Source organism: Streptomyces sp. ADI95-17, from assembly GCF_003846175.1.
GTDB classification, from domain to species: Bacteria; Actinomycetota; Actinomycetes; order Streptomycetales; family Streptomycetaceae; genus Streptomyces; species Streptomyces sanglieri.
Genome location: NZ_ML123044.1, coordinates 1,704,039 through 1,727,745 on the forward strand (window position 1 = coordinate 1,704,039; position 23,707 = coordinate 1,727,745).

Annotated in this window: 25 protein-coding genes and 1 pseudogene; 14 read left to right on the forward strand and 12 right to left on the reverse strand. The window is 71.6% G+C overall.

Annotated features, from left to right (window positions below; translation table 11 throughout):
• Positions 1-174: 174 nt before the first annotated feature.
• The 3 genes from EES42_RS07755 to EES42_RS07765 all read left to right on the forward strand — a co-directional run bounded on the left by EES42_RS07755 (position 175) and on the right by EES42_RS07765 (position 3,998).
• The gene (locus tag EES42_RS07755; protein ID WP_124717268.1) at positions 175-951 is read left to right on the forward strand and encodes a class I SAM-dependent methyltransferase; all 777 of its coding nucleotides are present in this window, start codon (positions 175-177) and stop codon (positions 949-951) included.
• A 237-nt stretch (positions 952-1,188) separates the two neighbouring features.
• Positions 1,189-2,262: a C40 family peptidase gene (locus tag EES42_RS07760; RefSeq protein ID WP_124717269.1), complete on the forward strand. Its 1,074-nt coding sequence runs from the start codon at positions 1,189-1,191 to the stop codon at positions 2,260-2,262.
• Positions 2,263-2,648: 386 nt separating this feature from the next.
• Entirely contained in the window at positions 2,649-3,998 is a 1,350-nt protein-coding gene (locus EES42_RS07765) for a PP2C family protein-serine/threonine phosphatase (protein ID WP_124717270.1), read from the forward strand.
• Here the strand turns inward: EES42_RS07765 and EES42_RS07770 are convergent.
• The 4 genes from EES42_RS07770 to EES42_RS07785 form a co-directional block, all read right to left on the reverse strand.
• Positions 3,980-4,327, reverse strand: coding sequence for a DUF2516 family protein (locus EES42_RS07770; RefSeq protein ID WP_124717271.1), 348 nt, complete (start codon positions 4,325-4,327; stop codon positions 3,980-3,982). The genes EES42_RS07765 and EES42_RS07770 overlap by 19 nt on opposite strands.
• Before the next feature lie 180 nt (positions 4,328-4,507).
• On the reverse strand, positions 4,508-5,152 hold the full coding sequence (locus EES42_RS07775; protein WP_124717272.1) for a hypothetical protein: 645 nt from the start codon (positions 5,150-5,152) through the stop codon (positions 4,508-4,510).
• A gap of 27 nt (positions 5,153-5,179) precedes the next feature.
• Entirely contained in the window at positions 5,180-5,719 is a 540-nt protein-coding gene (locus EES42_RS46030) for a helix-turn-helix domain-containing protein (protein ID WP_241196271.1), read from the reverse strand.
• Between the two features lie 277 nt (positions 5,720-5,996).
• The gene (locus EES42_RS07785; RefSeq protein ID WP_206433389.1) at positions 5,997-6,956 is read right to left on the reverse strand and encodes a phosphotransferase family protein; all 960 of its coding nucleotides are present in this window, start codon (positions 6,954-6,956) and stop codon (positions 5,997-5,999) included.
• A gap of 320 nt (positions 6,957-7,276) precedes the next feature.
• On the opposite strand from EES42_RS07785, the pseudogene EES42_RS07790 reads away from it, so the two are divergent.
• Positions 7,277-7,523: pseudogene (locus EES42_RS07790) on the forward strand (TetR/AcrR family transcriptional regulator); the annotation flags it as partial.
• Positions 7,524-7,563: 40 nt separating this feature from the next.
• The gene (locus EES42_RS07795) at positions 7,564-8,643 is read left to right on the forward strand and encodes a MerR family transcriptional regulator (RefSeq protein WP_124717274.1); all 1,080 of its coding nucleotides are present in this window, start codon (positions 7,564-7,566) and stop codon (positions 8,641-8,643) included.
• A 251-nt stretch (positions 8,644-8,894) separates the two neighbouring features.
• On the opposite strand, the gene EES42_RS07800 is transcribed toward EES42_RS07795, so the two are convergent.
• Positions 8,895-9,518 carry a TetR/AcrR family transcriptional regulator gene (locus tag EES42_RS07800; protein WP_124717275.1) on the reverse strand — a complete coding sequence of 208 codons (624 nt, stop codon included), beginning with the start codon at positions 9,516-9,518 and terminating at the stop codon, positions 8,895-8,897.
• A 69-nt stretch (positions 9,519-9,587) separates the two neighbouring features.
• Here EES42_RS07800 and EES42_RS07805 point away from each other — a divergent pair, with 69 nt between their 5' ends.
• The 3 genes from EES42_RS07805 (at position 9,588) to EES42_RS07815 (ending at position 11,781) form a co-directional block, all read left to right on the forward strand.
• Complete coding sequence (locus EES42_RS07805; protein WP_206433390.1) at positions 9,588-10,025, forward strand: hypothetical protein; 438 nt, start codon at positions 9,588-9,590, stop codon at positions 10,023-10,025.
• A gap of 127 nt (positions 10,026-10,152) precedes the next feature.
• On the forward strand, positions 10,153-10,776 hold the full coding sequence (locus EES42_RS07810; protein ID WP_124717276.1) for a histidine phosphatase family protein: 624 nt from the start codon (positions 10,153-10,155) through the stop codon (positions 10,774-10,776).
• A gap of 108 nt (positions 10,777-10,884) precedes the next feature.
• Complete coding sequence (locus tag EES42_RS07815) at positions 10,885-11,781, forward strand: LysR family transcriptional regulator (RefSeq protein ID WP_124717277.1); 897 nt, start codon at positions 10,885-10,887, stop codon at positions 11,779-11,781.
• 73 nt (positions 11,782-11,854) lie between these two features.
• On the opposite strand, the gene EES42_RS07820 is transcribed toward EES42_RS07815, so the two are convergent.
• Positions 11,855-12,631: an SDR family oxidoreductase gene (locus tag EES42_RS07820; RefSeq protein WP_124717278.1), complete on the reverse strand. Its 777-nt coding sequence runs from the start codon at positions 12,629-12,631 to the stop codon at positions 11,855-11,857.
• Positions 12,632-12,852: 221 nt separating this feature from the next.
• Between EES42_RS07820 and EES42_RS07825 the strand changes: the two genes are divergently transcribed.
• The 5 genes from EES42_RS07825 to EES42_RS07845 all read left to right on the forward strand — a co-directional run bounded on the left by EES42_RS07825 (position 12,853) and on the right by EES42_RS07845 (position 17,521).
• A complete protein-coding gene (locus EES42_RS07825; protein ID WP_124717279.1) occupies positions 12,853-13,524 on the forward strand; it encodes a HEAT repeat domain-containing protein in 672 nt (223 codons plus the stop codon).
• 3 nt (positions 13,525-13,527) lie between these two features.
• Positions 13,528-14,562 (forward strand): HEAT repeat domain-containing protein, encoded by a 1,035-nt coding sequence (locus EES42_RS07830; protein ID WP_124717280.1) that lies wholly within the window; start codon positions 13,528-13,530, stop codon positions 14,560-14,562.
• 136 nt (positions 14,563-14,698) lie between these two features.
• A complete protein-coding gene (locus EES42_RS07835; protein ID WP_124717281.1) occupies positions 14,699-15,640 on the forward strand; it encodes an oxidoreductase in 942 nt (313 codons plus the stop codon).
• A 266-nt stretch (positions 15,641-15,906) separates the two neighbouring features.
• Positions 15,907-16,986: a UDP-glucose 4-epimerase GalE gene (galE, locus tag EES42_RS07840; protein WP_124717282.1), complete on the forward strand. Its 1,080-nt coding sequence runs from the start codon at positions 15,907-15,909 to the stop codon at positions 16,984-16,986.
• A 70-nt stretch (positions 16,987-17,056) separates the two neighbouring features.
• Positions 17,057-17,521 (forward strand): DUF2199 domain-containing protein, encoded by a 465-nt coding sequence (locus EES42_RS07845; RefSeq protein ID WP_241196305.1) that lies wholly within the window; start codon positions 17,057-17,059, stop codon positions 17,519-17,521.
• A gap of 1 nt (position 17,522) precedes the next feature.
• Here EES42_RS07845 and EES42_RS07850 read toward each other — a convergent pair whose 3' ends face one another.
• From EES42_RS07850 to EES42_RS07870, 5 genes are all read right to left on the reverse strand, one after another.
• On the reverse strand, positions 17,523-18,158 hold the full coding sequence (locus tag EES42_RS07850) for a TetR family transcriptional regulator (RefSeq protein WP_124717284.1): 636 nt from the start codon (positions 18,156-18,158) through the stop codon (positions 17,523-17,525).
• Between the two features lie 25 nt (positions 18,159-18,183).
• On the reverse strand, positions 18,184-18,996 hold the full coding sequence (locus tag EES42_RS07855) for a TetR/AcrR family transcriptional regulator (protein ID WP_124717285.1): 813 nt from the start codon (positions 18,994-18,996) through the stop codon (positions 18,184-18,186).
• 119 nt (positions 18,997-19,115) lie between these two features.
• Positions 19,116-20,381 carry a GNAT family N-acetyltransferase gene (locus tag EES42_RS07860; RefSeq protein ID WP_124717286.1) on the reverse strand — a complete coding sequence of 422 codons (1,266 nt, stop codon included), beginning with the start codon at positions 20,379-20,381 and terminating at the stop codon, positions 19,116-19,118.
• 107 nt (positions 20,382-20,488) lie between these two features.
• Positions 20,489-21,472, reverse strand: coding sequence for an asparaginase (locus tag EES42_RS07865; RefSeq protein WP_124717287.1), 984 nt, complete (start codon positions 21,470-21,472; stop codon positions 20,489-20,491).
• Positions 21,473-21,518: 46 nt separating this feature from the next.
• Positions 21,519-22,133 (reverse strand): RsiG family protein, encoded by a 615-nt coding sequence (locus tag EES42_RS07870; protein WP_206433391.1) that lies wholly within the window; start codon positions 22,131-22,133, stop codon positions 21,519-21,521.
• A 117-nt stretch (positions 22,134-22,250) separates the two neighbouring features.
• Here EES42_RS07870 and dtd point away from each other — a divergent pair, with 117 nt between their 5' ends.
• Complete coding sequence (gene dtd, locus EES42_RS07875; RefSeq protein ID WP_124717288.1) at positions 22,251-22,700, forward strand: D-aminoacyl-tRNA deacylase; 450 nt, start codon at positions 22,251-22,253, stop codon at positions 22,698-22,700.
• Between the two features lie 27 nt (positions 22,701-22,727).
• Here dtd and EES42_RS07880 read toward each other — a convergent pair whose 3' ends face one another.
• On the reverse strand, positions 22,728-23,693 hold the full coding sequence (locus EES42_RS07880) for a CAF17-like 4Fe-4S cluster assembly/insertion protein YgfZ (RefSeq protein WP_124717289.1): 966 nt from the start codon (positions 23,691-23,693) through the stop codon (positions 22,728-22,730).
• Positions 23,694-23,707 lie beyond the last annotated feature (14 nt).

Below are 23,707 nucleotides of genomic sequence, written 5' to 3' on the forward strand. Positions count from 1 at the left end.
CGGCTGAGGGACCTGAGCCCCTGCGAACGGCTGCAACAGCGGAATCTCTCCTTTCATTTCCGCTTTACCAAATCATTACGGTGCGGGTGCCGCACTCCGGCGCCCGCAGGTACCGCACTCCGGCACCCGCGGGCGCGCGCCACCCGCCGCCACGAGATCGTTACGCTCACTGTCATGCGCCCCATCGGCACCGCGACCCGCGGGACCACCAACCCGAACCGGCTCCGCCGCATGGACCGCTGGATCGCCGCCACCCACGGTCCGGCCCTGCGCCGCGCCGACCGTCCCGTGGCCGTCGACCTCGGATACGGCGCCGCGCCCTGGACCGCCGTCGAGCTGCTGCACCGGCTGCGCACCGCCGAGCCGCGCACGGCCGTGGTCGGCATCGAGATCGACCCGGAGCGGGTCGCGGCGGCGAAGCCGTACGAGCGCGAGGGCCTGACCTTCCGGCACGGCGGGTTCGAGATCCCGCTCCCCGAGCGCCCCGACCTCATCCGGGCGGCGAACGTGCTGCGCCAGTACGACGAGGGCGAGGTCGCGGCGGTCTGGCGGCGGCTGTGTGCCCGTCTCGCGCCGGGCGGGCTCCTGGTGGAGGGCACCTGCGACGAGATCGGGCGCCGGCACGTCTGGGTGGCGCTCGGGCCGGAGGGTCCGCGCACGGTCACCTTCGCGACCCGGCTCGCCTCCCTGGACCGCCCCTCCGACCTCGCGGAACGCCTGCCCAAGGCGCTGATCCACCGCAATGTTCCGGGCGAACCGGTCCACGCCTTCCTGCGGGACTTCGACCGGGCATGGGCCGCCGCGGCCCCGTACGCCTCACTGGGCGCCCGGCAGCGCTGGATCACGGCGGTGCGGGCGCTGTCGGGCGACTGGCCGCTGGCCGACGGGGTACGGCGGTGGCGCCAGGGCGAAGTCACGGTGAAATGGGCGGCCCTCCAGCCCAACCCATAGCCCAACTCGCGCTGAACAGACGCGGGGAGACCGGGCACGGGGAGGCGGACGGGAACGCGGACGGGGCATCGTTCGTCCAGAGAGAGGGAAGCCGGGGAGGCGAGGAGCGCCGATCCGCGTGTGCGACCGTCAGGACGGAGGCCGTGCGCCCCTGTTGCTTTTCGGTACGGCATGGCACGATCTCGACATCGGCGAAAAGTTACTGACGGTAAATCAGATTCATTCGGGGGGAATCTCGTGAACCGACGTCACTGTGCCTCGGCCGCGATCACTCTGGTCTGCGCGCTGACCGTGCTCATCACTCCGGTCCAGGCCTTCGCCGAGCCCGCGCCGCCATCCCCCTCCGACGCGAAGTCCGCCGCCTCCAAGGCGCCGAAGAAGAGCCTCGAAGAGGTGCGCAAGGAGATCGACGACCTCTACCGCAAGGCGGGGGCGGCCACCGACGCGTACAACCTCGCCGAGGAGAAGGCCGAGAAGCAGTCCGGCGAGATCGTGAAGCTGGCCCGCGCGATAGTCGTGGGCCAGTCGAAGATCGCCGAGCTCAAGAGCCAGGCGGGCGCCCAGGCCCGCGAGCAGTACCGCACGGGCGGGCTGCCGCCCGGCGCCCAGTTGATGCTCAGCGACGACCCACAGTTGTTCCTGGACGGGGTGAACCGGGTCCGGGAGGGCCAGCAGGCCGCGCAGGGCGTGCTCGGCGAACTGACCAGGACCCAGCAGGACCTGGAGACGTACACCAAGGACGCGAGCACCAACTGGAAGAAGCTCGAAGCCAACCGGGTCAAGCAGGCCAAGGCCAAGAAGAAGATCAACGCGCAGATCGCCGCGGCGAAGAAGCTGGAGTCCCGGCTGAAGAAGGAGGAGCGGGCCCGCCTCCTCAAGCTGGAGCAGGAGGCGGAGTACCAGCAGCAGACCGCCTGGCTCAGCTCCGGCGCCCTGAAGGACATCAACCGCGAGGCGAGCGCCCGCGGCAAGAAGGCGGTGGCCTTCGCGACCGCGCAGATCGGCAAGCCGTACGGCTGGGGGGACGAGGGCCCCAAGTCGTACGACTGCTCGGGGCTCACGTCACAGGCCTGGCTGGCGGCGGGGCGGCCGATCCCCCGCACCTCGCAGGAGCAGTGGCGGCTGCTGCCGCACATCGCGATCAAGGACATGCGCCCCGGCGACCTGATCATCTACCACAGTGACGCCAGTCACGTGGGCATGTACATCGGCGACGGCGCGATCGTGCACGCCCCGCGCCCCGGCCGCAACGTCACGCTGGCGGGCGCGGGTTCGATGCAGATACTCGGGGTCGTCCGCCCAGACAAGTAGGCACCGGGGGCGCGGGGTGCGCGGGGTGCGGGCGATGACCGGCGCAGGCTTCACGGGGCATCCGGGAGGTGCCCGCGGAGGCACTCCGCGCCCCGCCACGCGAGCGGCTCCGAACACCGCTCCGGACACCCCGCACCCGCACGGGCGTGACCCGCGCCACCCGCCGTCCACCGCCCGCGTGACCTTTGTCATGTCCGATACCCACCCGGGCCCGGCACATCTCGCCGGATCCGTGACCTGACGCGGCTTATGACTGTACATATGCCGGAGGCCCATCCCCGAGCGCCATTCCGTTCCACCGCCACGGCCCGCTATCGTCCCCGTCTGGCGGATCGTCGATCGTCGGTCCGCCGCGCCCTCGGGGGGAGGGAAGGAAACCCGAACCGATGCCCGTACCCGTACCGCAGCAACGCGCCGAAGCCGCTGCGGAGGCCTCCCACGGCGCCGACCTCACCCTCCTGGTGATCGAGGACGACCCGGCGGGCACCTTCACCGTCCCCGAGCTGCCGGCCGCGGCCGGCACGAAGGTGCGCATACGCACCGCCCGCAATCTCACCGAGGCGGGCCGGCTCCTCACGGACGACGTCGACTGCATACTGCTGGACCTGGCCCTGCCCACCGGCAGCGAGACCCGCGCCTCCGGGGCCGGGGACGCGGCCGGACCCGACGGGCTCGCCACCCTGCAACACGTCCTGCGGATCGCCCCGGGCCACGCCGTCCTCGCCCTCACGGCACAGGACGACACCGCACTGGCCGCCGAGGCGGTACGGGTCGGAGCCCAGGACTACCTCTTCCGCGACGAGCTCGACGGCCGGCTCCTCAGCCGCGCCATCCGGTACGCCGTCGAGCGCAAGCGCGCCGACGCGGCCCAGCTCCGGCTCACCGAGTCCGCCCTGCGCGCCCAGGAGAACGCCCGCCTCGAACGCGGCCTGCTCCCGACGCCGCTGCTCGAAGGCTCCGATCTGCGCTTCGCGGCCCGCTACCGCCCCGGCCGCAGCCGCGCGCTGCTCGGCGGGGACTTCTACGACACGGTCCGTACGCCCGACGGCACCGTCCACGCGATGATCGGCGACGTCTGCGGGCACGGCCCCGACGAGGCGGCGCTCGGCGTGGAACTGCGCATCGCGTGGCGGGCGCTGACCCTGGCCGGGCTCTGCGGCGACGAACTGCTCTCCACCCTCCAGCAGGTCCTGGAGCACGAGCGGGAGAGCGAGGAGATCTTCGCGACGCTCTGCACCGTCGACATCGCCCCTGACGGCCGGCGCGCCGGCCTCTGCCTGGCGGGCCACCCCGCCCCGCTGATCGCCCGGCAGGGACGGGCCGCGCACCTGCTCCCGTACGAGGACGGCGGCCCGGCCCTCGGCCTGCTGCCGCGCGCCCGGTGGCCGCGCCGGCAGGTGGATCTCGGCGGCACCTGGAGCCTGATGATGTACACGGACGGGCTGATCGAAGGGCGCGTCGGCCCGGTCGGCACCCAGCGGCTGGGCCAGGACGGCATGGTCGCGATGATCAACCGGCAGCTGGCGGAGGGGCTGGCCGGCGAGGATCTCCTGGAGGCCGCGGTCGCCCAGGTGCGGGAGCTGAACGGCGGCGAACTGACCGACGACGTGGCGGTCCTCCTGCTCGACCGCGACCAGAACGCCGTCCGCCGCCGGACCCCGGACGGCGAACGGGGCCGGAACGTCCTCCGGCCCCGCGCCGCGAACCCCGCGAGGGCTCAGCGCCCGCCGTTGTAGGGCCCGTACGGCCCGTCGCTGCTGGAGCCGCCGCGCCGGCCGCTGCCGCCGCCCGAGACCGCCCGCAGCGCGGGCCGTACGTCCACCAGGAAGACGATGGACGCGACCACGCCCGCGATCTGCAGGAACAGCACCGACATGTAGAGGCCCAATACGTTCACGCCGACGGCGAGGCCGAGGATGAGCAGCCAGAAGGACTTCTTCTGCTTGTCCGCGGCCCGGTAGGCGTCCTCACGGGCCACCGCGGCCATGACCAGCGCGACCACCGCCAGCACCATCATGCCCACGTAGAGCAGCAGGACGAATTTGTTGAATCCTGTGAGCAACATGGTGTGCACCGCCTAATAAATGGATGAGCGCCTCGCGGCCAAGGTACCGGGAGAACGAGCCGGGTACCCGTACGGTGCCCGGCCCCCGCCCTGCCACACGCCTGTCGGCGCCACAGCTCCGCCGTGGGGTGCCGTGACGCCGACAGTCTCCTGCTTCTGCTTCTACTGCCCCTGCTGCTTCTACTTCGCGCTCGGCGGAGTGGTCTTCTTCGCGACGGGCTTGCGCGCGGGCGCCTTCTTGGCGGGCGCGGCCGGGGCCTTGTTCTCCGGCTTGGCGGCCCTGGGCGCGGGCTTCGGCGCCGGTGCGGCCTTCGCCGGACCGGGCTTGGCGGCCGGCTGGGTCCTCGCGGTGCCGGTCGGCTTCGACTCCTTGCGCGGCTCCACGACGACGGCGATCTCGACGATCTCCTCGGCCGTCTCGCCCCGCCAGTTCTTCACGGTCTGCTCGCCGCGCTCGGCGACCTTCTCGTACGTCTCCCGGGCCCGCACCGCGTACTCCGCGGCCACGCCCAGGCTCCGCAGCGCCAGGTCCTGCGCGTTCTCGCCCAGCTTCCGCAGGTCGCTGTCGAACGACCCGATCACCTCGGTGACCTTGGCCTGCATGGTGGCCTGCGCCTCCTTGGCCTGCGAGGTCACCTTCTCCTGCACGGCCTTGGGGTCGGTGTTGCGCACGGCCTCGATACGCTCCGGCGCCTCGGCACGCAGCTGCTCGATCAGCGCCGGGACCTTGCGCGCCTGCTCGACGGCGAGGTCGGCCGTACCGGCGGCGAAGTAGAGGGGGGTCGGGTCGGTGAGGGTCTTGCGCAGGTCATCGGTGATGGCCATGACTGTGGTCCTCCCGGATCATCAGACTCAGTTTGAGGGTTTCTCAGGCTTTGAAGGCGCGGAGGGTGTTGAGGGCGCGGAGGGTATGGAAGACGTCGAACGCTCCGAAGGCGTCGAGGACTCCTCAGCCGCGCCGGCACCGCCGCCGTCCGCACCGGCGTCGGGCCCTGACTCGTCGCCGGTCTCCGATCCGGCGGCGATGCCGGATTCCGGTCCGGGCTCGAACCCGTTCTCCTTGCGGAAGGAGTCGTAGATCTGCAGCAGCACGCTCTTCTGCCGCTCGTTGATGGACGGATCGGCCAGAATCACCGCCCGCGTCTCCAGATCCTCCCGCTCCCGCTCGTCCAGAATCCCGGCCCTTACGTAAAGGGTCTCGGCGGAGATCCGCAGCGCCTTGGCGACCTGCTGCAGCACCTCGGCGCTCGGCTTGCGCAGCCCGCGCTCGATCTGGCTGAGGTAGGGATTGGACACCCCGGCGGCATCGGCGAGCTGCCGCAGCGACAGCTGCGCGTTGCGCCGCTGCTCGCGCAGGTACTCACCGAGATTGCCGACGTTGAGGGATGCCATACCCCGATGGTGCGCCACCCTTGCTAACTTTTGCAAGCAGACGCTTGCAAAAGTGCGCCACGCCACTCGCACGGCCCTGCGCGGAACGGGTGTCCGCTGTCCGTTCCCAGTGCTTGTGAGGGTTTCCCGCTGGATCTGCTCGGCGAAGTGATCGAGTCCCGATCAATCTGCGCGGCGAATGTCCTGTCTCGCTGAAGCCGAAGCAGTCTCGGTCGATGTGAGGCATCGGGCTGTACGTCTCGCTCAATCTCGGGCAACTGCCCCTGTGTCTCGCGTGTCAGCCCGGCGTGTCCATCAGGGCGGTGACATAGGCATCCAGCCGCTCCTCCACAGCTCGCGTCGTCAGCTCTGTTCTCCCGGCCTCCCGCCACGGCTGCGACACCGACTGCACTTCCTCCGAGGCGGCCAGCGCGTCCCGCACCCGCCAGTACAGCCGCTCGCTCACGCTCGCAGCCAGCACACCGCCGGCCTCCTCGTACGCCTCGGCGAACCGCAGCCCCCAAGCCGGGCCGTGCAGCAGCGCGAGATTGACGGAGCAGTGCGCCACATCGAGATCGGCCGGGCCCCAGGAGGCTCCTGCCCAGTCGATGACGCCGGTGATCCGAGCGCCTTCCGGGTTCGAAGGCGACACGTCGAACAGCACGTTGCCGGGTTGGAAGTCCCGGTGCAGGAAGCGCCCTTCATAGGGTGGCGCGGGTCTGCGGATCACTTCGATAGCCGCGGCCCATACGGCCGCGTCGGCGCCTTTGGGAACCACGACGGTGTCGGCGGTCGTCAACGTCGTATATTCCCCGGGCCGCTCAGCGGGGTACACCGCGTGGATCGCGACAAGTTGACGGGCCAGCAGGCGCACACGCGCCTCCACTCCCATGTCGTCAAGGACCGTCCGGCCCGCCAGATGGGTCATCAGGAGCGACGGATACTCGCACTGCGCGGCGGTCGGATCAACCGCGACCAGTGAAGGAGCCGGCACGGCGGTCCCCGCGAGCAAGGTCAGAGCGCCGGCCTCCCCAATCAGCCCGTCCTCGGCGTTCTCCATGTAAAACGGGTCGACGTAGCTCCGCAGCACCAGGTCACGGGTGCCTCCGTCCCGTGTGCCGATGATCAGCCTCCGCATCTCGGCGGTGATGCCGCCGTGCAGCGCCTCGGCTTTGACGATCCGTTCGCCGGCTTCCAGGTGCCGACTCACCCAAACCAGCGTCAACGGTCGAACGGTCGCGGTCTCATCGTGGTTCATCACCGTGCCACCTCATCATCCGGGCGGCGGCACGGGCGAAGGCTTTTGCAGGTACCGACGGCCGTGCGGCTCAGTCCTTCCAGCAAGCCTGGATCCGGACGCAGATGCTCTAAGAGGCGCAAGTCAGACGTCAGTTGGGCGAGGCAGACGGACACTCGGCATCTCACTCAACCTGAGACACACCAGGTCAGACGGCCGCCGTGCCTCAGCTCCAGCGAGGCGGGACAGCGAAGTCTCCCGTGGGCTGAGCTACGGACGTCGCGCGACGAAGACGAACTCCTTGCCTGGCCGGTCAGGAGCGTCGCGTACGTCCTCCACCGGTGTCCTTGCGCAAGGTCGCCGCCCGCCTGGACGCCGGCCCGATGCGGCTGTACAGATACATCTCCACCAAGGAGGAGCTGTTCGACCTCATGGTGGACGAGATCCAGGCCGGGATCCTCCCCGAAGAACAGCCCGGTGACTGGCGGGAGGCGCTGAGCATCCTCGCCCACCGCACCAGGCAGGCCGCTCTCCGTCATGCCTGGCCCCCTGGTTGACCTTCACCCTGGGGGAAGCCACAGCATCGGTGGGGCCGGGCGAGGTGCTCGGCACGAGGAGGAGAGCGGGCATGGGGCTGCTGACCATCGGGGCGTTCGCGAAGGCGTCCCGGCTGTCGCCGAAGGCGCTGCGTCTCTACGACGAGCTCGGTCTGCTGCCCCCCGCTCGCGTCGACCCGGTGACCGGCTACCGGCTCTACGCCCCGGAACAGCTGGAGCAGGCCCGGCTGGTCGCCTGGCTCCGGCGCCTGGGGATGCCCCTGGCCCGCATCCGGCACGTCTGCACGCTGGAGGCGGGCCCGGCGGCCCAGGAGGTCCGCACGTACTGGGCCCAGGTCGAGGCCGAAACCGCCGCACGGCGGGATCTCGCTTCCTTCCTCATCGGCCATCTGTCCTGGAAGGACCCCGCCATGTCTCCGAACACCAAGCCTCTGGGCATCCGTTACGCCGCTCTGTCCGACAAGGGCCTGGTCCGCGAGAGCAACCAGGACACCGCCTACGCCGGATCCCGCCTGCTCGCTGTCGCCGACGGCTTCGGCCCTCAGGGAGCGCCCGCCGGCGCGGCCGCCGTCGACGCGCTCAAGTGCCTCGAAACGGACAGCATCCCGGCAGGCGGTCTCCTCAACGTCCTCGAAGACGCGATCGACCGGGCCGGGCAAGCCGTGCGCGGCATCGCCGGGACCGGCCCCTCTCCCGAAGAGGCCGGCACGACACTCACCGCGATGCTCTGGACCGGATCACAGCTGGCCCTCGTCCACATCGGCGACTCACGCGTCTACCTCCTGCGCGACGGGGAGCTGTTCCAGATCACGCAGGACCACACCATGGTGCAGTCGATGGTCGACGAAGGACGTCTCAGCCCGGAAGAGGCCGCCTCCCACCCCCAACGGTCGCTGCTGATACGAGCCCTGGGCCGAGGAGCCGACGGCACCCCCGACGTACGCCTCCACGACGCCCGGCAGGGAGACCGCTACCTGCTCTGCTCCGACGGCCTGTCGACTGTCGTACCGGCGGAAGAAATCCGCCGCGTGCTCACCGGCACCGGGGAGCCCGAGCAGGCCACCCGCGAACTCATCGCCCTCGCCAACGGCTCCGGCGGTCCCGACAACACCAGTTGCGTGGTCGCCGACATCGTGGAGCTCCAGCAGTAGGAACGAGCGGCATGTGCTTCGAGTCGTACCGACTCCATGGCGCCTGCCGTCATGGCGCCCGTCCAAGCGCACGCCACAAGGCATCCCTGGCGGGCGTCGCCGACGCGGCGGCCGCGATCGGCTGTCCCTACGCGGCCGGCCCGGTTTCCTGACCCGGGCCTGCCGGACAGGCTTCGCGGGCGCGGAACGCACGTGCCGGACAGGCTTCGCGGGCGCGGAACGCACGTGGCGGAGACCGTCTCGACCGGCCGTCACGATGTGTCCGCGTCGTGATCGACGAGGGGCATCCCGGATGCCAGGGCGCGGGCGGTGTCGGCGAAGTACTGCTCGTCGGCGCCAGGGGCCAGGCCGAGAGGGATGCCCTGGCCGAGGCCGACGAACAGTGCCCTGAGCGCCGTGGTCAGGGCTTGCGCCTGTTGCGACGTCACGGTGCTTCCGTTGTGCCGCCTTCCGGTGAACAGCGCGATCAGATGGTTCTCCTGCTCCCGGATGGACCCGGCGAGCCGGGACCTCAGGTCCGGGTCATGCAGGGCCATGTCCAGCAAGGTGATCTGGAGGGACAGACGCGGCAGCGCGTCCGGGGCGTCACAGCCGCGCCGGTAGTGCCGGGCGAAGGCGTCCACCGCTTCCAGCAGATCGAGTCCGGCGGGAACCGCCTGCTCGATCTCTTCGTAGTACGGCCGCAGATGGTCGGCGACCACCGCGACCACCAGGCCGTTCTTGCTCCCGAACAGTGAGTAGATGGCGCCGGTGGTCACATCCGCGCGTTCGGCGATCTCCTCAAGCCTGGCCCGGTACCCGTCCCGGGAGACGACCTGGAACGCAGCATCCAGCAAGGCGCGGCGGTTGCGCTCCTTGGCCTCTGCTCTCGTCATTCTCATAATTTCATTATTGCCGTAATCTCATTACGGAACCAGTCGGGGCAAGTTTCGAGGAGGACGCTCATGGCCCGGATCGTGGCCCAGCTCGTGGCATCGCGGGTGACCCGCCGGACGGTGGGCGCCGTCGCCGACGGCGCCTTCAAGGTGCTGCTCGGCGCTGCCGGCATCGCCGGCGCTGCCCCGCTCGGCCGGTTACTCGGCACGCCGGCCTGGCTGATGGCCGTCTCCGGCGTGGCCCTGCTGATCGGCGGCGGCATCGAGATCGGATACACGCGCAGCCGGTCGATGCGCACGTACACGCGGCTCATGATCGCCTACGACAGTGGCTGGGTATCGGCGGCCCTGGCCGGCCTCCTGATGGCGCGGCAGGGCAGCGGCGCCGGGGGCGAAGTCTGGGTAGGGTACCAGACAGCCGCCCCCATCCTGTTCGCCGCACTGCTGATCGCCGCTGCCCCGGTCCGGATGACCTCGGACGCCCGCGCGGAGAACACCGCCCCATGACAGTGGGGTTGATCGGCGGCGCACACCGAGACACCCCGGGTCAGGGTCAGCCGCGACGGAACTGGGTGCGAAGAGCTACGCGTCTCTCTGACGTACGAGATCACGGATGGCGACGGAGACACGTGACATGACGGACACAGCCGCTCGGTACCTTTACCTCGCCCGGCACGGGGAGGCGTCGGAAGATGAGACGACCCTGACGGAGAACGGCCGGCGCCAGGCCGTTCTGCTCGGTGAACGGCTCCGGAGCACCCCGCTCTCGGTGATCCACCACGGGCCGCTGCCCCGGGCGCAGCAGACGGCCGAGCTGATCGGCGCGCAGCTCGACGGCGTCCCGCTGCACCGGTCGGAGCCGGCCGGCGACTACGTCCCCTATCTGCCGACGAAGGAGGAGCTGCCGCCGGACGCGGCCGACGTCTTGCTCGGCTTCCTGGCCCAGGTTCCGGAGGAGGAGCGCGATCCCGGTCCGGCGCTGGCCCGGAGAGCACTCGCGGAATTCACCGGCCCGGTCGAAGGGGACCGTCCCCGCCATGAACTGGTCGTCACGCACAACTTCCTCATCGGCTGGCTGGTCCGGGCCGCCCTCGACGCGCCCGAGTGGCGCTGGCTGGGCCTCAACCACAGCAACGCGGCTCTGACGGTGATCCGTTACGCACCCGGCAGGCCGTCCTCCGTGCTGTTCCACAACGACATGGGGCACCTGCCCGCGGAACTGCGCTGGACCGACTTCCCGCCCGAACTCCACGCCTGACCCGGCTGCCGGGCGGTCGGCCTGTCGGGATGTCGGCCGTCAGGAATCTTTGGTGGCGGCACCGAGTTGCTTGCTACTACAGCGATTACGACGAGGGAGCCGGAGCCGATGAGCCTTCGTCAGTTCGAGTACGCCCTGGCCGTTGCCGAGGAGGGCTCGGTGACGGCGGCCGCGGAGTTGCTGCACGTCGCTCAGCCATCGGTGTCCCAGCAGATCCGCGGACTGGAGGGGGAGTTGGGCGTGGAGCTGTTCGCCCGTACGCCGACCGGGCTGGTGCCCACCGTGGTCGGCCGCGCGTTCCTCCGGGAGGCCGAGGCCGCGGTGAGCGCGGCACGGCGGGCGAGGGCGACGGCGCGGGCCGGCGCCGACGAGCTGGTGGGCGAGCTGGTGGTCGCCGTCCAGATGGGCTTCGGTACCCGGCAACTGCCGGGAGCGCTCGGCGCGTTGCGTCGCCGCTTCCCGCGGCTGGAGGTCACCGTCTTCGAGGAGCCGAGCTCCGCCGAGCTGGAGCGGCTGTGCCGCCGGGGCCTGCTGGGGCTCGCCCTGATGGCGGCGTGCGAGCGGAGCCCCGCCGACGCCCACCACCTCGGCGACGAGGAGTTCGTCGTGGTGGTGGGCGCCGGACACCGGCAGCTCGCCGCGGACCGGGTCGAGCTGCGCGAACTGGACGGGGAGCCGTGGGTGCGGTTCGACCGCGACAGCGCGCTCGACGGCGTGCTGCGGAACGTACTGCGGGAGAACGGTCTGGCCCCGGTCACGGCCGCCCGCGCGTCCCAGACGGCGACGGCCGTGCGCTGGGCCGCCCACGGGCTGGGGGTGACGCTCGTCCCGGCCTCCGCGGTGCCCCACGGTCACGAGCACCTGGTGCGCCCGGTGCTCCCGGCCGTGTCCCAGCCCGTCATCGCCGTGCTCCAGGCCGGCGCGGGCCCGGCGGAGACGGCCCTGCTCGAACTTCTGCGCAAGGAGACCTGGTCCGGTTCCGATTTCCCCTCGCCGGCCTCCTGAGGTCCGGAAAAGGGACGGGCGCCGTCGCCGCCGCATTTCCCCGGTAATCCACGTAATCTCTTCGGGAATTACGTCAGCCCCTCGGGAATTCACCGCCGTCCACGACGAGATTGCTCCCGGTCAGCCAGCCCGCCCGGTCGGACACGAGGAACAGCACCGCGTCCGCGATGTCGTCGGGCCGGCCGTCGCGCCCCAGCGGGACGGTGGCGTCGGCGCTGGTCCGGCCCGGCGCCGGGTCCAGGCGCGCCCACTGCTCCCGCGTCTCTTCTCCTCCGGGGGTGGCGACCCTGCCGGGAGTCACGGTGTTGACCCGGATTCCGGACGGGGCCAGTTCCAGGGACAGCCCCCGGCTGTACGTCTCCAGCGCCGCCTTCGCCGCCACGTAGTGCAGGAACGGTCCTACGGGGGTGAGGACCGCGGCCGAGGAGACGTGCACGATCGTCCCCGAACGCCGCTCCCGCATCCCCGGGACCAGCAGCGAGTCCAGCCGTACCGACGCCAGGTAGTTCAGGTCCAGCGCGTCCTGCCACTCCTCGTCGGGGATGGCCAGGGCGCCTGCGTGGGGCCGCGCCCCGCCCGCGTTGTGGACCAGGATGTCCACCCCGCCGAGGCTCTCCCGCACGGCCGCGGCGACCGTGTCCGCTCCGGCCCGGGTCCGCACGTCGGCCGCCACGAAGGTGGCCCCCTCGGGCACCGTGCTCGTCGCCGACCTGGCGGTCGTGAGCACCTCGGCGCCCGCGTCCAGCAGCTGGCGCACGACGGCCGCTCCGATACCGCGGGAACCACCTGTGACCAGGGCCCGCTTTCCCGTGAATTCCCGCGTTCCCGATCCGTTTCCGATTGTGGGCATGCCACCGGTCCTCTCGATCGCGTAGTCGTCCACCCGGCGGAATGAGGAAAATAACCGCCTCGCCGAGCTGTTTCACGGTACGTACGGAAAAGAGCGAGAGGCAAAGACGAAATACCAGCAGGCGCCATAGGGAATTCCTATGGGCGTCCCGTGCACAGCGGACGCCGCTTGACCTTGACACTGTGACAGGGCCTTCACTGCTTGCCGAGGAGGTGGTCTCGATGACGGTCACGGGACAGGACACGGATGTGGTGCGGGCGCGCGGGGCGCTGGAGGACGGTCGTGCGTCGGTGCGACTGCGGGCCGCCATGGCGGTCGGTACGACGCCCGACCCGCGTTTCGTCGACAAGCTCGTCGAACGATGCGCGGTGGAGCCCGAGTTCTTCGTCCGCGACATGCTGACCTGGGCACTCACCCGCCACCCGGTGTCCCTGACGCTCCCCCCGCTGGTCCGCGAAGTCCGCTCGGAGCATGCGCAGGCACGGAGCCAGGCGCTGCACACGCTGTCCAAGATCGGGGACCGGCGGGCTTGGCCGGTGATCACACGGGCACTGCTGACCGACGCCGACGACGAGGTGGCACGGAGCGCCTGGCGGACCGCGGTCCTGCTCGTACCGGAAGGCGAGGAGTCCGCCCTGGCCGTGGTGCTGGCGACACAGCTCGGGCGCGGCGAGCGGGAGACGCAGCTGAGTCTCAGCCGGGCGCTGGTCGCGCTCGGCGAAGTGATCGTGCCGGCCCTGCACGCGGCGACGTCGTCCCCCGACCCGGGCACGCACGCGCACGCGCTCGCCACCCGACGGCTGCTGCGCGACCCGGACACCGGGTTCGAGTTCGCCATCGAGGAGGCGAAGCGCGTCGTGGCCCTCGGCGGGTCCGGCCGGGAGGGACGATGAGGCGTGTTGATCGGTGAGGTGGCGCGGCGGTCCGGGGTCAGTGCCCGCATGCTCAGGCATTACGAGTCGCTCGGCCTGGTGCGGCCTTCGGGCCGTACCGGCTCCGGGTACCGGGAGTACTCCGAGGAGGACATCCGGCGGATCTTCCATGTCGAGAGCCTGCGGTCGCTGGGGCTGACGCTCCGTGAGATCGGGCGTGCGCTCGACGATCCCGGCTTCGTACCCTCGGCGCTCGTCGGCGACCTCATCCGTCAGACACACGAGCGCATCGCGGCCGAGACCGAACTGCTCACGCGGCTCCGCCGGATCGATGCCGCGGACCCGGCCGGCTGGGAGGACGTCCTCCAGGTCGTCGCGCTCCTCCAGGCGCTGGGGTCGAAGAGCCCCGACGCGCGCCAGCGCGCGGCCCTCTCCTCGGTCGACGAGACCCCGGTGCCGGTGGAGGCCCTGGTCGAGGCGGCGTTGAGCGAGACGGAGCCGAACGTCGCCGGAGCCATTCGGTGGGCGCTGGCCCGATCGGGCGGCGGCGGCCCAGCACTGCTGGCGAAGGGCCTCGGCTCACCGGTGGCCGCGGTGCGGGAACGTGCTGTTCGGTCCCTCGCCGAGATGCCCGGCGGCGAGGCTGCCGCGCTGCTGCGGGAGGCCCTCACGCACCCCGATGCCGTGGTCCGCGGGTACGCGGCTCTGGCACTCGGGACACGAGGCGCGGCCGATGCGGTCCCGACGCTCATCGACATGATCGCGGTGGGAAGGAACGACACCGACGCGGCCGATGCGCTGAGCGTGCTGGCGGCGGACGGCACCGCGACGGCGGACCGGATCGCGACCGGGCTCGTCGACCGCCTCGCCCACGGCACCGGCGAGGCACCTGCACGCGGACGGCTGACCCAGGCGCTCGCGGGCATCCCTGGGCCGACGGCGTCACGCGCCCTCGTGGAGCTGTCGCACGACGAGGACCGCGCCGTCGCGCTGACCGCGACGTACCTGCTTCGGCTGCGCGACCCTTGTGCAGGGCCGCCGGACGGCAGCCGAAGGTAACGACAGGGCAGGGCAGGGCGTCAGGAGACCGGTTCCGTCCGCCGAGGGCATCGGCGCCGGGTTCCTCCGGGTCACCGAGCCGCTGCGGAAGAAATGGATGTGGCAATCCGGCCCCACGGGCGCGATGCTGCCCCCCATGACCTCCTCATCTGCCGAACCGGCCCCGGACTCCGGTCCCACCTCCCCCACCAGCACCACCACCAGCAGCACCGACAGCACTTCGGGCCCCGGCGTCTTCGAACTGGGCGGCACCGTCACCGTCCCGCGGCTCGGCTTCGGGGCGATGCAGCTGCCGGGGCGGTGGAGCGGACCGGCCGGCGACACGGAGAAGGCCGTGGCCGTGACGCGGCGCGCCGTCGAACTGGGGGCGCGGTACATCGACACCGCCGCCTTCTACTTCTCCCCCACCCATCGGGCCAACGACCTGCTCCGCGAGGCCCTGTACCCGTACGCCTCCGACGTCACCATCGCCACCAAGGTCGGCCCGCTGCGGGACGAGACCGGCGAGATGTACGCCGAGGCCCGCCCCGATCAGCTGCGCGCGGAGGTGGAGCGGAATCTGGAGGACCTGGGGGTCGACACCCTCGACCTGGTGCATCTGCGGGTCGGCCGGCTGGGCGGCGGCGTCGTCGAGTCGCTCGGTGAGCGCTTCGCCGTACTGGCTGCGCTGCGCGAGGAGGGGCTGATCCGGCAGCTGGGCGTCAGCAATGTGACGAGCGGGCAGCTCGCGGAGGCCCGTTCGATCGCACCGGTCGCCGCCGTGCAGAACCGCTTCGGCGTGCTCGACCAGGGCGATGCCGCGCTCGTCGACGAGTGCGCGGACGCCGGTATCGCGTACATGCCGTTCTTCGCGCTCGGCGGCGGTCACACCGACCTCGGTCAGGAGAACCTCCGGAAGGTGGGCGAGCGGCACGGCGCGACGGTGCACCAGGTGGCCATCGCGTGGGGCCTGGCCCGCTCGCCCTCGATCGTCCAGATCCCCGGCACCGCCTCGCTCGCCCACCTGAAGGAGAACATGGCCGCCGGACGCCTGGTCCTCGACGAGGACGACATGGCACTGCTCGGGCGTCACGGCTGAGGACCGTACCGCCGCGGCGGCACTCCCGCCGGACCGTGCCGGGCTCATGCGTCCCGGTACGGTCCGGCGGGGGCGCGCCACTTCTTCAGCCGCTCCCCCGGCTCCTCGGCGCACATCAGCACGGGCAGCACGTCATGGAGGGTCCGCAGGATGCTCACGGGGAGACCGGGGCCAACCGCACGCCCCGGCACGGGAGACGCGGCTCCCGGTCCCCCGCTTCGGCCTGCGATCCTTTACGAACTCACCGATAGAGAGGCGGACATCGCATGAAGGTCCTGATCGCCGGAGGCGCGGGATACATCGGCAGCACGGTCGCGTCCGCCTGCGCGGACGCCGGCATCACTCCCGTCGTCCTCGACAACCTGGTCACGGGCAGGCGGGAGTTCACCGAGGGCCGCCCCTTCTACGAGGGCGACATCGCGGACGGTCCCCTGATCGACCGGGTCTTCGCCGAGCATCCGGACATCGATGCCGTGGTCCACTGCGCGGCGCTGATCGTGGTCCCGGAATCGGTCGCCGACCCGGTCGGCTACTACCGGGCGAACGTGGCCAAGAGCCTGGAGTTCGCGGACCATCTGCTGCGCAACGGCTGCACCCGCATGATCTTCAGCTCCTCCGCCTCCATCTACGCCGCCGGTGCGGATCTGACGGTCGACGAGGACTCCCCGCTCGCCCCGCAGAGCCCGTACGCGCGCACCAAGGCGGTGTGCGAGGCGATGTTCGCCGACATCGCCGCCGGCCGGCCGCTCCGGGTGGTGTCCCTGCGCTACTTCAACCCGGTCGGCGCGGACCCGAAGCTGCGCACGGGTCTTCAGCTGCGGCACCCGAGCCACGCCCTGGGCAAGATGATCCAGGCCCGGGAGGAGGGTGTCCCGTTCCAGGTCACCGGGACCGACTACCCGACGCGCGACGGCTCCGGCATCCGGGACTACATCCACGTCTGGGACCTGGCCGCCGCACACGTGGCCGCGCTGCACTCCTTCGACACCCTCCTGCCCGAAGGGGGCGAGGAGCCGGGGTCCGGCTCCATGGTCATCAACCTGGGCACCGGCACGGGCACCACCGTGCGCGAACTCCTGGACGCCTTCAACGAGGTGACCGGCACCCCCGTCCCGGCGGTCGAGGCGGCGGCGCGGCCGGGCGACGCGGCGGGGGCGTACACCCGGAGCGACCGGGCGGAACGGCTGCTGGGATGGCGTCCGCGCCACTCACTGACGGAGGGCATCCGCCACTCCCTGGAATGGGCCGCGGTACGCGAGGACGTACTCGGGGGAACGGCCCGACAGCGAACGGTGACGGAACGAAGCGGACAGCAGTCCGACCACGGTCCCAGCGCCTCTCGTTAGGATCCCGCCCATGGCTATCGACCCCGGCTACATCTGCTCCCGCTGCGGCGAACACCACGCGGAACTCCCGATGGGGTACTCGACCATGGCACCCGACGTCTGGGACGCGAGTCTGGAGAGCGACCCCGACAGCATGCTCTCCTCCGACCAGTGCATCGTCAGACACGAGCACTACTTCATCAAGGGCCTGATCGAGATACCCGTGTCCGGCAGCGAAGAGCCCTTCTCCTGGGGCGTCTGGGTCTCGCTCAGCCGGGAGAACTTCGGCCGCGCCCTCGATGTGTGGGAGACCCCCGGCCGCGAGTCCGAGCAGCCGTACTTCGGCTGGCTGAGCACCGAGCTGGGGCTGTACTCGCCCCGCACGACCAACCTGCGGACCAACGCCCACACCCGCCCGATCGGCCGCCGCCCCAGCATCGAGCTGGAGCACACCGACCACCCCCTCGCCGTGGAACAGCGCACCGGCATCACCCGGGACCGGGTGCGGGAGATCGCCGAAGCGGTGCTGCACGCCGAGGACGGCCGGGTCTCCTGAGCTACCGCTGCTCCCCGAGCCCCGACCGCAGCTGCGCGAAGGCGAGTTCGGCCGCCTCGACCGCGTCCGCGTACACCTGCCGCGCGCTCTCCCCCGCGTCGATCCGCCGCCAGTTCTCCAGGGCGAGGATGCGCAGTACGGCCACGATCTGGCCCGCCGCCAGCCGGTCCGCCACCCGGTCGCCCAGCGCACGGGCGAGCGCCGCCTCCGAGCGGCTCTGGTAGCCGTACAGGCGGGCCACCAGGGACGGCGTCCCGTACAGCAGCCGCTGGAACGCCAGCACCTGCGGCACATCGCAGAGCCCGGTCACCGGGTCGCCCCGCTCCAGCCCGTCCAGGAAGTTGCGGCGCAGCGCGTCCAGCGGGGATTCGTTCTCCGCCCGGGTGGCGACCACGCGGGCGGACTCGTCCTCGTGGTCGGCGAACCGGTGCAGGACCAGGTCCTCCTTGGCCGGGAAGTACCGGAAGAGCGTCGGCTTCGAGATGTCGGCGGCCGCCGCCACCTCGGCCACCGACACCTTGTCGAAGCCCCGGTCCAGGAACATCGCGATCGCGGCCTCGGAGACCGCCTGGTAGGTCAGCCGCTTCTTCCGCTCCCGCAGGCTCATCTGCTCGTTCCCGGGCTTCTCTCCGTCCATGACCACGAAGCGTACGCTCCCGGCCTCAACCGGACTTGACCTCGGGAAGCGGCCGCACCCGCCTTCCGGCCGGCTCGGCCCGCACCTCCACCAGCGCCTCGATCCCGTCCAGCACCCGCTCCAGCCCGAAGGCGAACTCCTCGTCGGGACCGCGCGGTGCCCCCAGCACCCCGGAGTCCAGTACCCGGGAGAGCGACGGATGGCGTACGGGGTCGACGAGCCGGTTCAGGGTGCGGGTGTGCCCGTCCGCCACCTCCTGCGCCGGAATGCCGCGCGCCTCGACGGCGGCCGCGAGATCACTCATCAGCAGCGCCTCGTTCCGTACGAACCCGTTGACGAGCAGGATGACGGAGACCTCGTCGCGCGCGTCCAGACCGGTGCCTTCGAGGGCCCTCAGACCCTGTTCCCACCAGGCGACGGAGTTCGGACTGGCGGGCGGGCCCGAGACCGGGATGCGGAGCATCCACAGATTGCGGTGGAACACCCGGCGCTGCGCCCACGCCCACCGGGAGAGCGCCTCCCGCCAGCCGCCGCCCGTCGGCGCGGGCAGCGGGGGCGGTGGGCCCATCGCCGCCTCCTGCATCAGTACGTACAGCTCACCCTTGGCGGACACGTACCGGTAGAGCGACATCGTCGACGCCCCCAGGTCCTTGGCGACCCGCCCCATCGACACCCTGCCGAGCCCCTCGGACGCGGCCACCGCCACCGCGGCGTCCACGATGCGGGCCAGACTCAGCCCCGGCTTCGGGCCCTTGACCGGCCGCGCCCGCAGCCCCCAGGCGGCCTCGATGCTGGCCGGCAGGCCCGTACCGCCCGACGAGCCCTTCTCCTCAGTCACCTGAACCCCATTTTCCGGGTGGTGCCCATCGCCGCCCGGCCCACGAGCCCCCGCCCGTGCGACGTCCCGCCCTCGACCTCCATCCTAGTTTCGTGGATCACTCGTGCGGCTGCTCCGGCTCAGAACACATCCGGGCACCAGGCCCGCCGCCCCGCCCGGAACATCCCCTCCGCCGTCGCGACCGCACCCGGCGTGAGCTCCTCGATCCGGCCCAGGGCGGCCAGCCGGAACGGTGATTCGTCGCCCAGGTAGAGGGTGCCCAACTCCCTTACGTCCAGGGCGAGATCGGCACCGGCCGTGGTGGGGGTGCAGCTCGCGCCGGCCGGGGTGGCCTCCAGGCGGTAACGGCCGGCGGTCAGGCCCGTGGTGTCGTGGACATCGAGGGTGAGCGTGCCGGGGACCGCGTAGGTGCGGGCCTCCAGGGCGCGTACGACGTCCAGCAGCCGCACCCACAGCCAGTCCGCCTGGGTGACGACGCGGGCCGCGCGCGGGTCCGGAAGGAACAGCGGCAGCAGGTCGTCGGGGGCGCGGTGGCCGGAGCGGACCGTGGTGATCCAGTCGATCGAGCAGACGAAGTGCCAGAGCGCGCGCTCGGCGGCCGGGGTGACGGCGATCTGGCTGACCACGGTGGCCCGGTTCATCGGCTGCTTGGAGTCGCCCCAGCTGCCGTCGGCGCGGTAGACGGTCAGGCCGTCCACCTCGCCGGCGGCGTTGCTGTAGACCGCGTAGAAGGGCTCCGCCCAGGCCCCGGAACCCGGCGCCCCGGGGCCCGGCTGGGCCTCTCCGGTGTTCACGGCCCACCAGCGCGCGTCGCGGTCGATCACACCGTGCTGCCGGGCGCGCAGCCGTTCGTGGAGGGCCGGGCCCAGCTTGCGTACGTCGGCGCCGCTCACCAGGTCGATCCGGCCACCGTCCTGTCCCGAGGGGCCCGACCAGCGCGGATCGAGGCCCGCCCGCGGTACGTCGATCTCCCACTCGGTGGTCCAGGTCGCCGGGCCGAAGCCGTACCGGCCGTAGATCGGGTACTCGGCGGCGATCAGCGTGGCGACCACCTCGCCGCGTTCCTTCGCCGCCGCCAGGTCCGTGGCCATCATCCGGTTGAGCAGCCCGCGGCGGCGGTGCGTGGGCGACACCGTGACGTTGGAGACCGCGTCGGCCGGCACCGCGGCGCCGCCGACGACCGTGAGCTCCTGGGCGAAGGAGCGGAACGTGGCCACGCACCGCCCGCCGTCGAACGCGCCCTGCGTCCGGGAGAGGTCCGTGTGCGGAAGGCGACGTTCCGCTTCTTCCTCCGTGCTCGTCTGCGGGCGCAGGAAGCCGGTGTGCTTGGCGCGCAGCCAGTCGGGGAATTCGGCGGTGGTGACCGTGCGGATGTCGAGAGCCATACGAGCCACGCTATGCACACGGATCACGGGATGTCGCCCAGTTTTCCGCCGCCTTCCGAGACCTTCCGCGGCCTGCTGCCGTCCTCCGCCGCCGTGGGACGGACGGGTCAGAAGGCCGCCCGGATCTCGCCGACCTCGCCGCCGCCGCCCAGCAGCGGCGCGTGCCCGATCCTGGCGACCACCGGGGCGTCGATGCCGAGCAGCCGCAGCGCGCGGGCCAGCACCGGACCGAGCGCCCGCGTCGCACCGTCGTCGACCTTGAAGGCCAGCGCCCGGCCGTCCGCCAGCGCCACCGCCTGCACCGCCTCGGCACCCATCTTGGAGAGCGCGCCCGGCACCTCCCGCATCAGCCAGGTGTCGGGTCGGCGCGTCCCGGCCACGTACTCGGGGTGGGCCCGCATCGCGTCACCGACCCGGCGCTCCGCCGTCCCCGGCTCCGCCAGTACGAAGGTGCGGAAGGCCCGCGCCAGGCCCACCAGGCTGATCGCCATCAGCGGCGCCCCGCACCCGTCCGTGCCGACCGCCGTGACCGGCTCGCCGGCCGCCTCCTCGACGACCTGGTGGACCAGCTGCTGGAGCGGGTGCGCCGGGTCGAGGTAGGACGCCCGGTCCCAGCCGTTGGCCGCGCACACCGCGAGCATCGCGGCGTGCTTGCCGGAACAGTTCATGGTGATCCGCTCCCGGACGTGGCCCGCGGCGAGATAGGTCTCCGCCTCGACCGGGTCCAGCGGCAGATCGGGCGGGGTCTGCAGATCGGCGGGCGTCAGTCCGTGCTCGGCGAGCATCGTGCGGACGAGTTCGAGGTGGAAGCCCTCGCCGGAGTGGCTCGCGGCGGCCAGGGCCAGCCGCTCCCCGGACAGATCGAGCCCGGCCCGCAGCACGGCCGCGGCCTGCATCGGCTTGTTGGAGGAGCGTGGGAAGACCGGTGCCGCCGGATCGCCCAGGGACCGTTCCACGCTGCCGTCGGCGGTCAGCACGACCAGCGAGCCCCGGTGGTGGCCCTCCACGAAGCCGGACCGTACGACCTCGGCCAGGACGGGGAGAGCGGGGGGTATGACGGAGGGTGCGGCGGGGGCGGCGCTGGAGGTCATGGTGGCCTTCCGGGGACGGGCGGAACCCGCCCCCGGAAGGATCGCTTCAGGCGAGCAGGTCGTCTACTTGTGCTTCACCGTCACGGTACCTGCGGGCGATCTCCGCACTGCAATCGTCGGTGGTGCGTTGCAGCTGGTGACGGCGGCGGGAGACCTGCTGTTCGTAGCGGACCAGGCGCCCCATCGCGGTGTGCAGCTCTTCGTCCGTACGGGCGTCGAGGTCGGAGAGTTCGACCTCGGCGAGCGTCTCGGCGGCCAGCCGGCGGTACTCGTCGCTGCGGGGCGTGGTCAGCGTGACGTGCCGGGCGGAGGAGCGGTGCTGGGACGGGGTATCGGCGAGGATCTCCGAGAGCCGGTCCACCACCGGTGTCTCCGGGTCCAGCCGGCGGGCCAGTTCGGCCCGCAGGATGTCGATCCGGCCCTGGACGAGCCGCCGCACATAGCTGAGGTCGGCCTCGTCGCGCTGCGACTCGCGGCGCAGCGTGCGCAGCTCCGGCAGCCGCAGGGTGTCCAGCTCGGGCTGCGGGCCGGCGGACAGGCTGTCCTCCAGACCGTGACCGGTTCGCTGCACGGGTGGCCGCATGGTGCTGGTGCTGGTACTGGCGCCGGTTCGCGTGACCGGTACGGCGCCGGGGGACTGCCCGGTTCCATAGGTACTCATGCTTGTGTCCATCCCCTCGACCGGTGCGTCGGCACACCGCCTCCCGAGCATGGTGCCACTTGGGTGCGGCCCATGTGGATGCTCTGTACCCGTTCAGCCCAAGATAGGTTGGTCTGTATGCGTGCAGTGATACAGCGGGTGGACGGCGCGAGCGTCACGGTGGCCGACGGCGCGGACGGGGCGGGCGGCCCCGAGGTGGTCGGCGAGATCGTCGGCGAAGGACTGTGTGTGCTGGTGGGAGTCACCCACGGGGACACCCCGGAGAAGGCGGCGCAGCTCGCCCGCAAGCTCTGGTCGCTCCGCGTCCTGGAGGGCGAGAAGTCCTGCTCCGATGTGAATGCACCACTTCTGGTGATTTCACAGTTCACTCTCTACGGGGACGCCCGGAAGGGCCGCAGGCCCACCTGGAACGCGGCGGCGCCCGGCGACATCGCCGAACCGCTGGTCGACGAGGTGGTGAAGCAGCTGCGGGCGCTGGGCGCGCAGGTGGAGACGGGCCGGTTCGGAGCGGACATGCGGGTCTCGCTCACGAACCACGGCCCGTTCACCGTCGTCGTCGAGGTCTGAACCGGCCCGGTCCGGACCGCACCGGCCCTACGGCTCGACGACCGTCTCCTGGGCCGCGGCCGTGTCCCCGGCGAGCAGCTCGGCGTCCACCGCGACATTCCGCTTGACCAGGGCCAGCGCGATCGGCCCCAGTTCGTGGTGGCGGGCGGACGTGGTGATGAAGCCCAGCTGGCGCCCCTCGGCACCGTCCGCGGCGAGCCGCACCGGGGTGCCGTGTCCGGGCAGCAGGACCTCGCTGCCGTCGAGGTGCAGGAAGACCAGCCGACGCGGCGGCTTGCCCAGGTTCTGCACCCGGGCCACGGTCTCCTGGCCCCGGTAGCAGCCCTTCTGGAGGTGCACGGCGGTGCCGATCCAGCCCAGCTCGTGCGGGATGGTGCGGTGGTCGGTCTCGAAGCCGAGGCGCGGGCGGTGCGCCTCCACGCGCAGCGCCTCGTACGCCAGGATGCCGGCCACCGGGCCGTTCGCCGCCGCGTACGCCTCCAGATCGGCGCGGGGCAGGAACAGGTCCCGGCCGTACGCCGTCTCCCGTACCGTCGCACCGTCCGGGACCTCCGCGATGGAGCCGGCCGGCAGGTACACGACGGCGAAGTCCTCGGTGCGGTCGGCGACTTCGACCCGGTAGAAGAACTTCATGGACTCCAGATAGGCGATCAGGTCGCCCTGGGTGCCGGGTTCGGCGTGCATCCACACGGTCTCGCCGTCGTCGACGAGATAGAGCGCGTGCTCGATGTGGCCGTTGGCGGTGAGGATCAGGGCCTCGGTGGCCTGGCCCGGGGCGAGTTCGCTGACGTGCTGGGTGAGCAGCAGGTGCAGCCAGGCCAGCCGGTCGCTGCCGGTGACCGTAACGACGGCGCGGTGCGAGAGGTCGACGAGGCCGGAGCCGTCGGCGAGGGCGCGCTGCTCGCGGAACAGGTCGCCGTAGTGCGCGGCGACGCCTTCGTCGCGGCCTTCGGCGGGGACGGCGCCGGGCAGGGACAGCAAGGGGCTCTTCATGCGACCAGCGTACG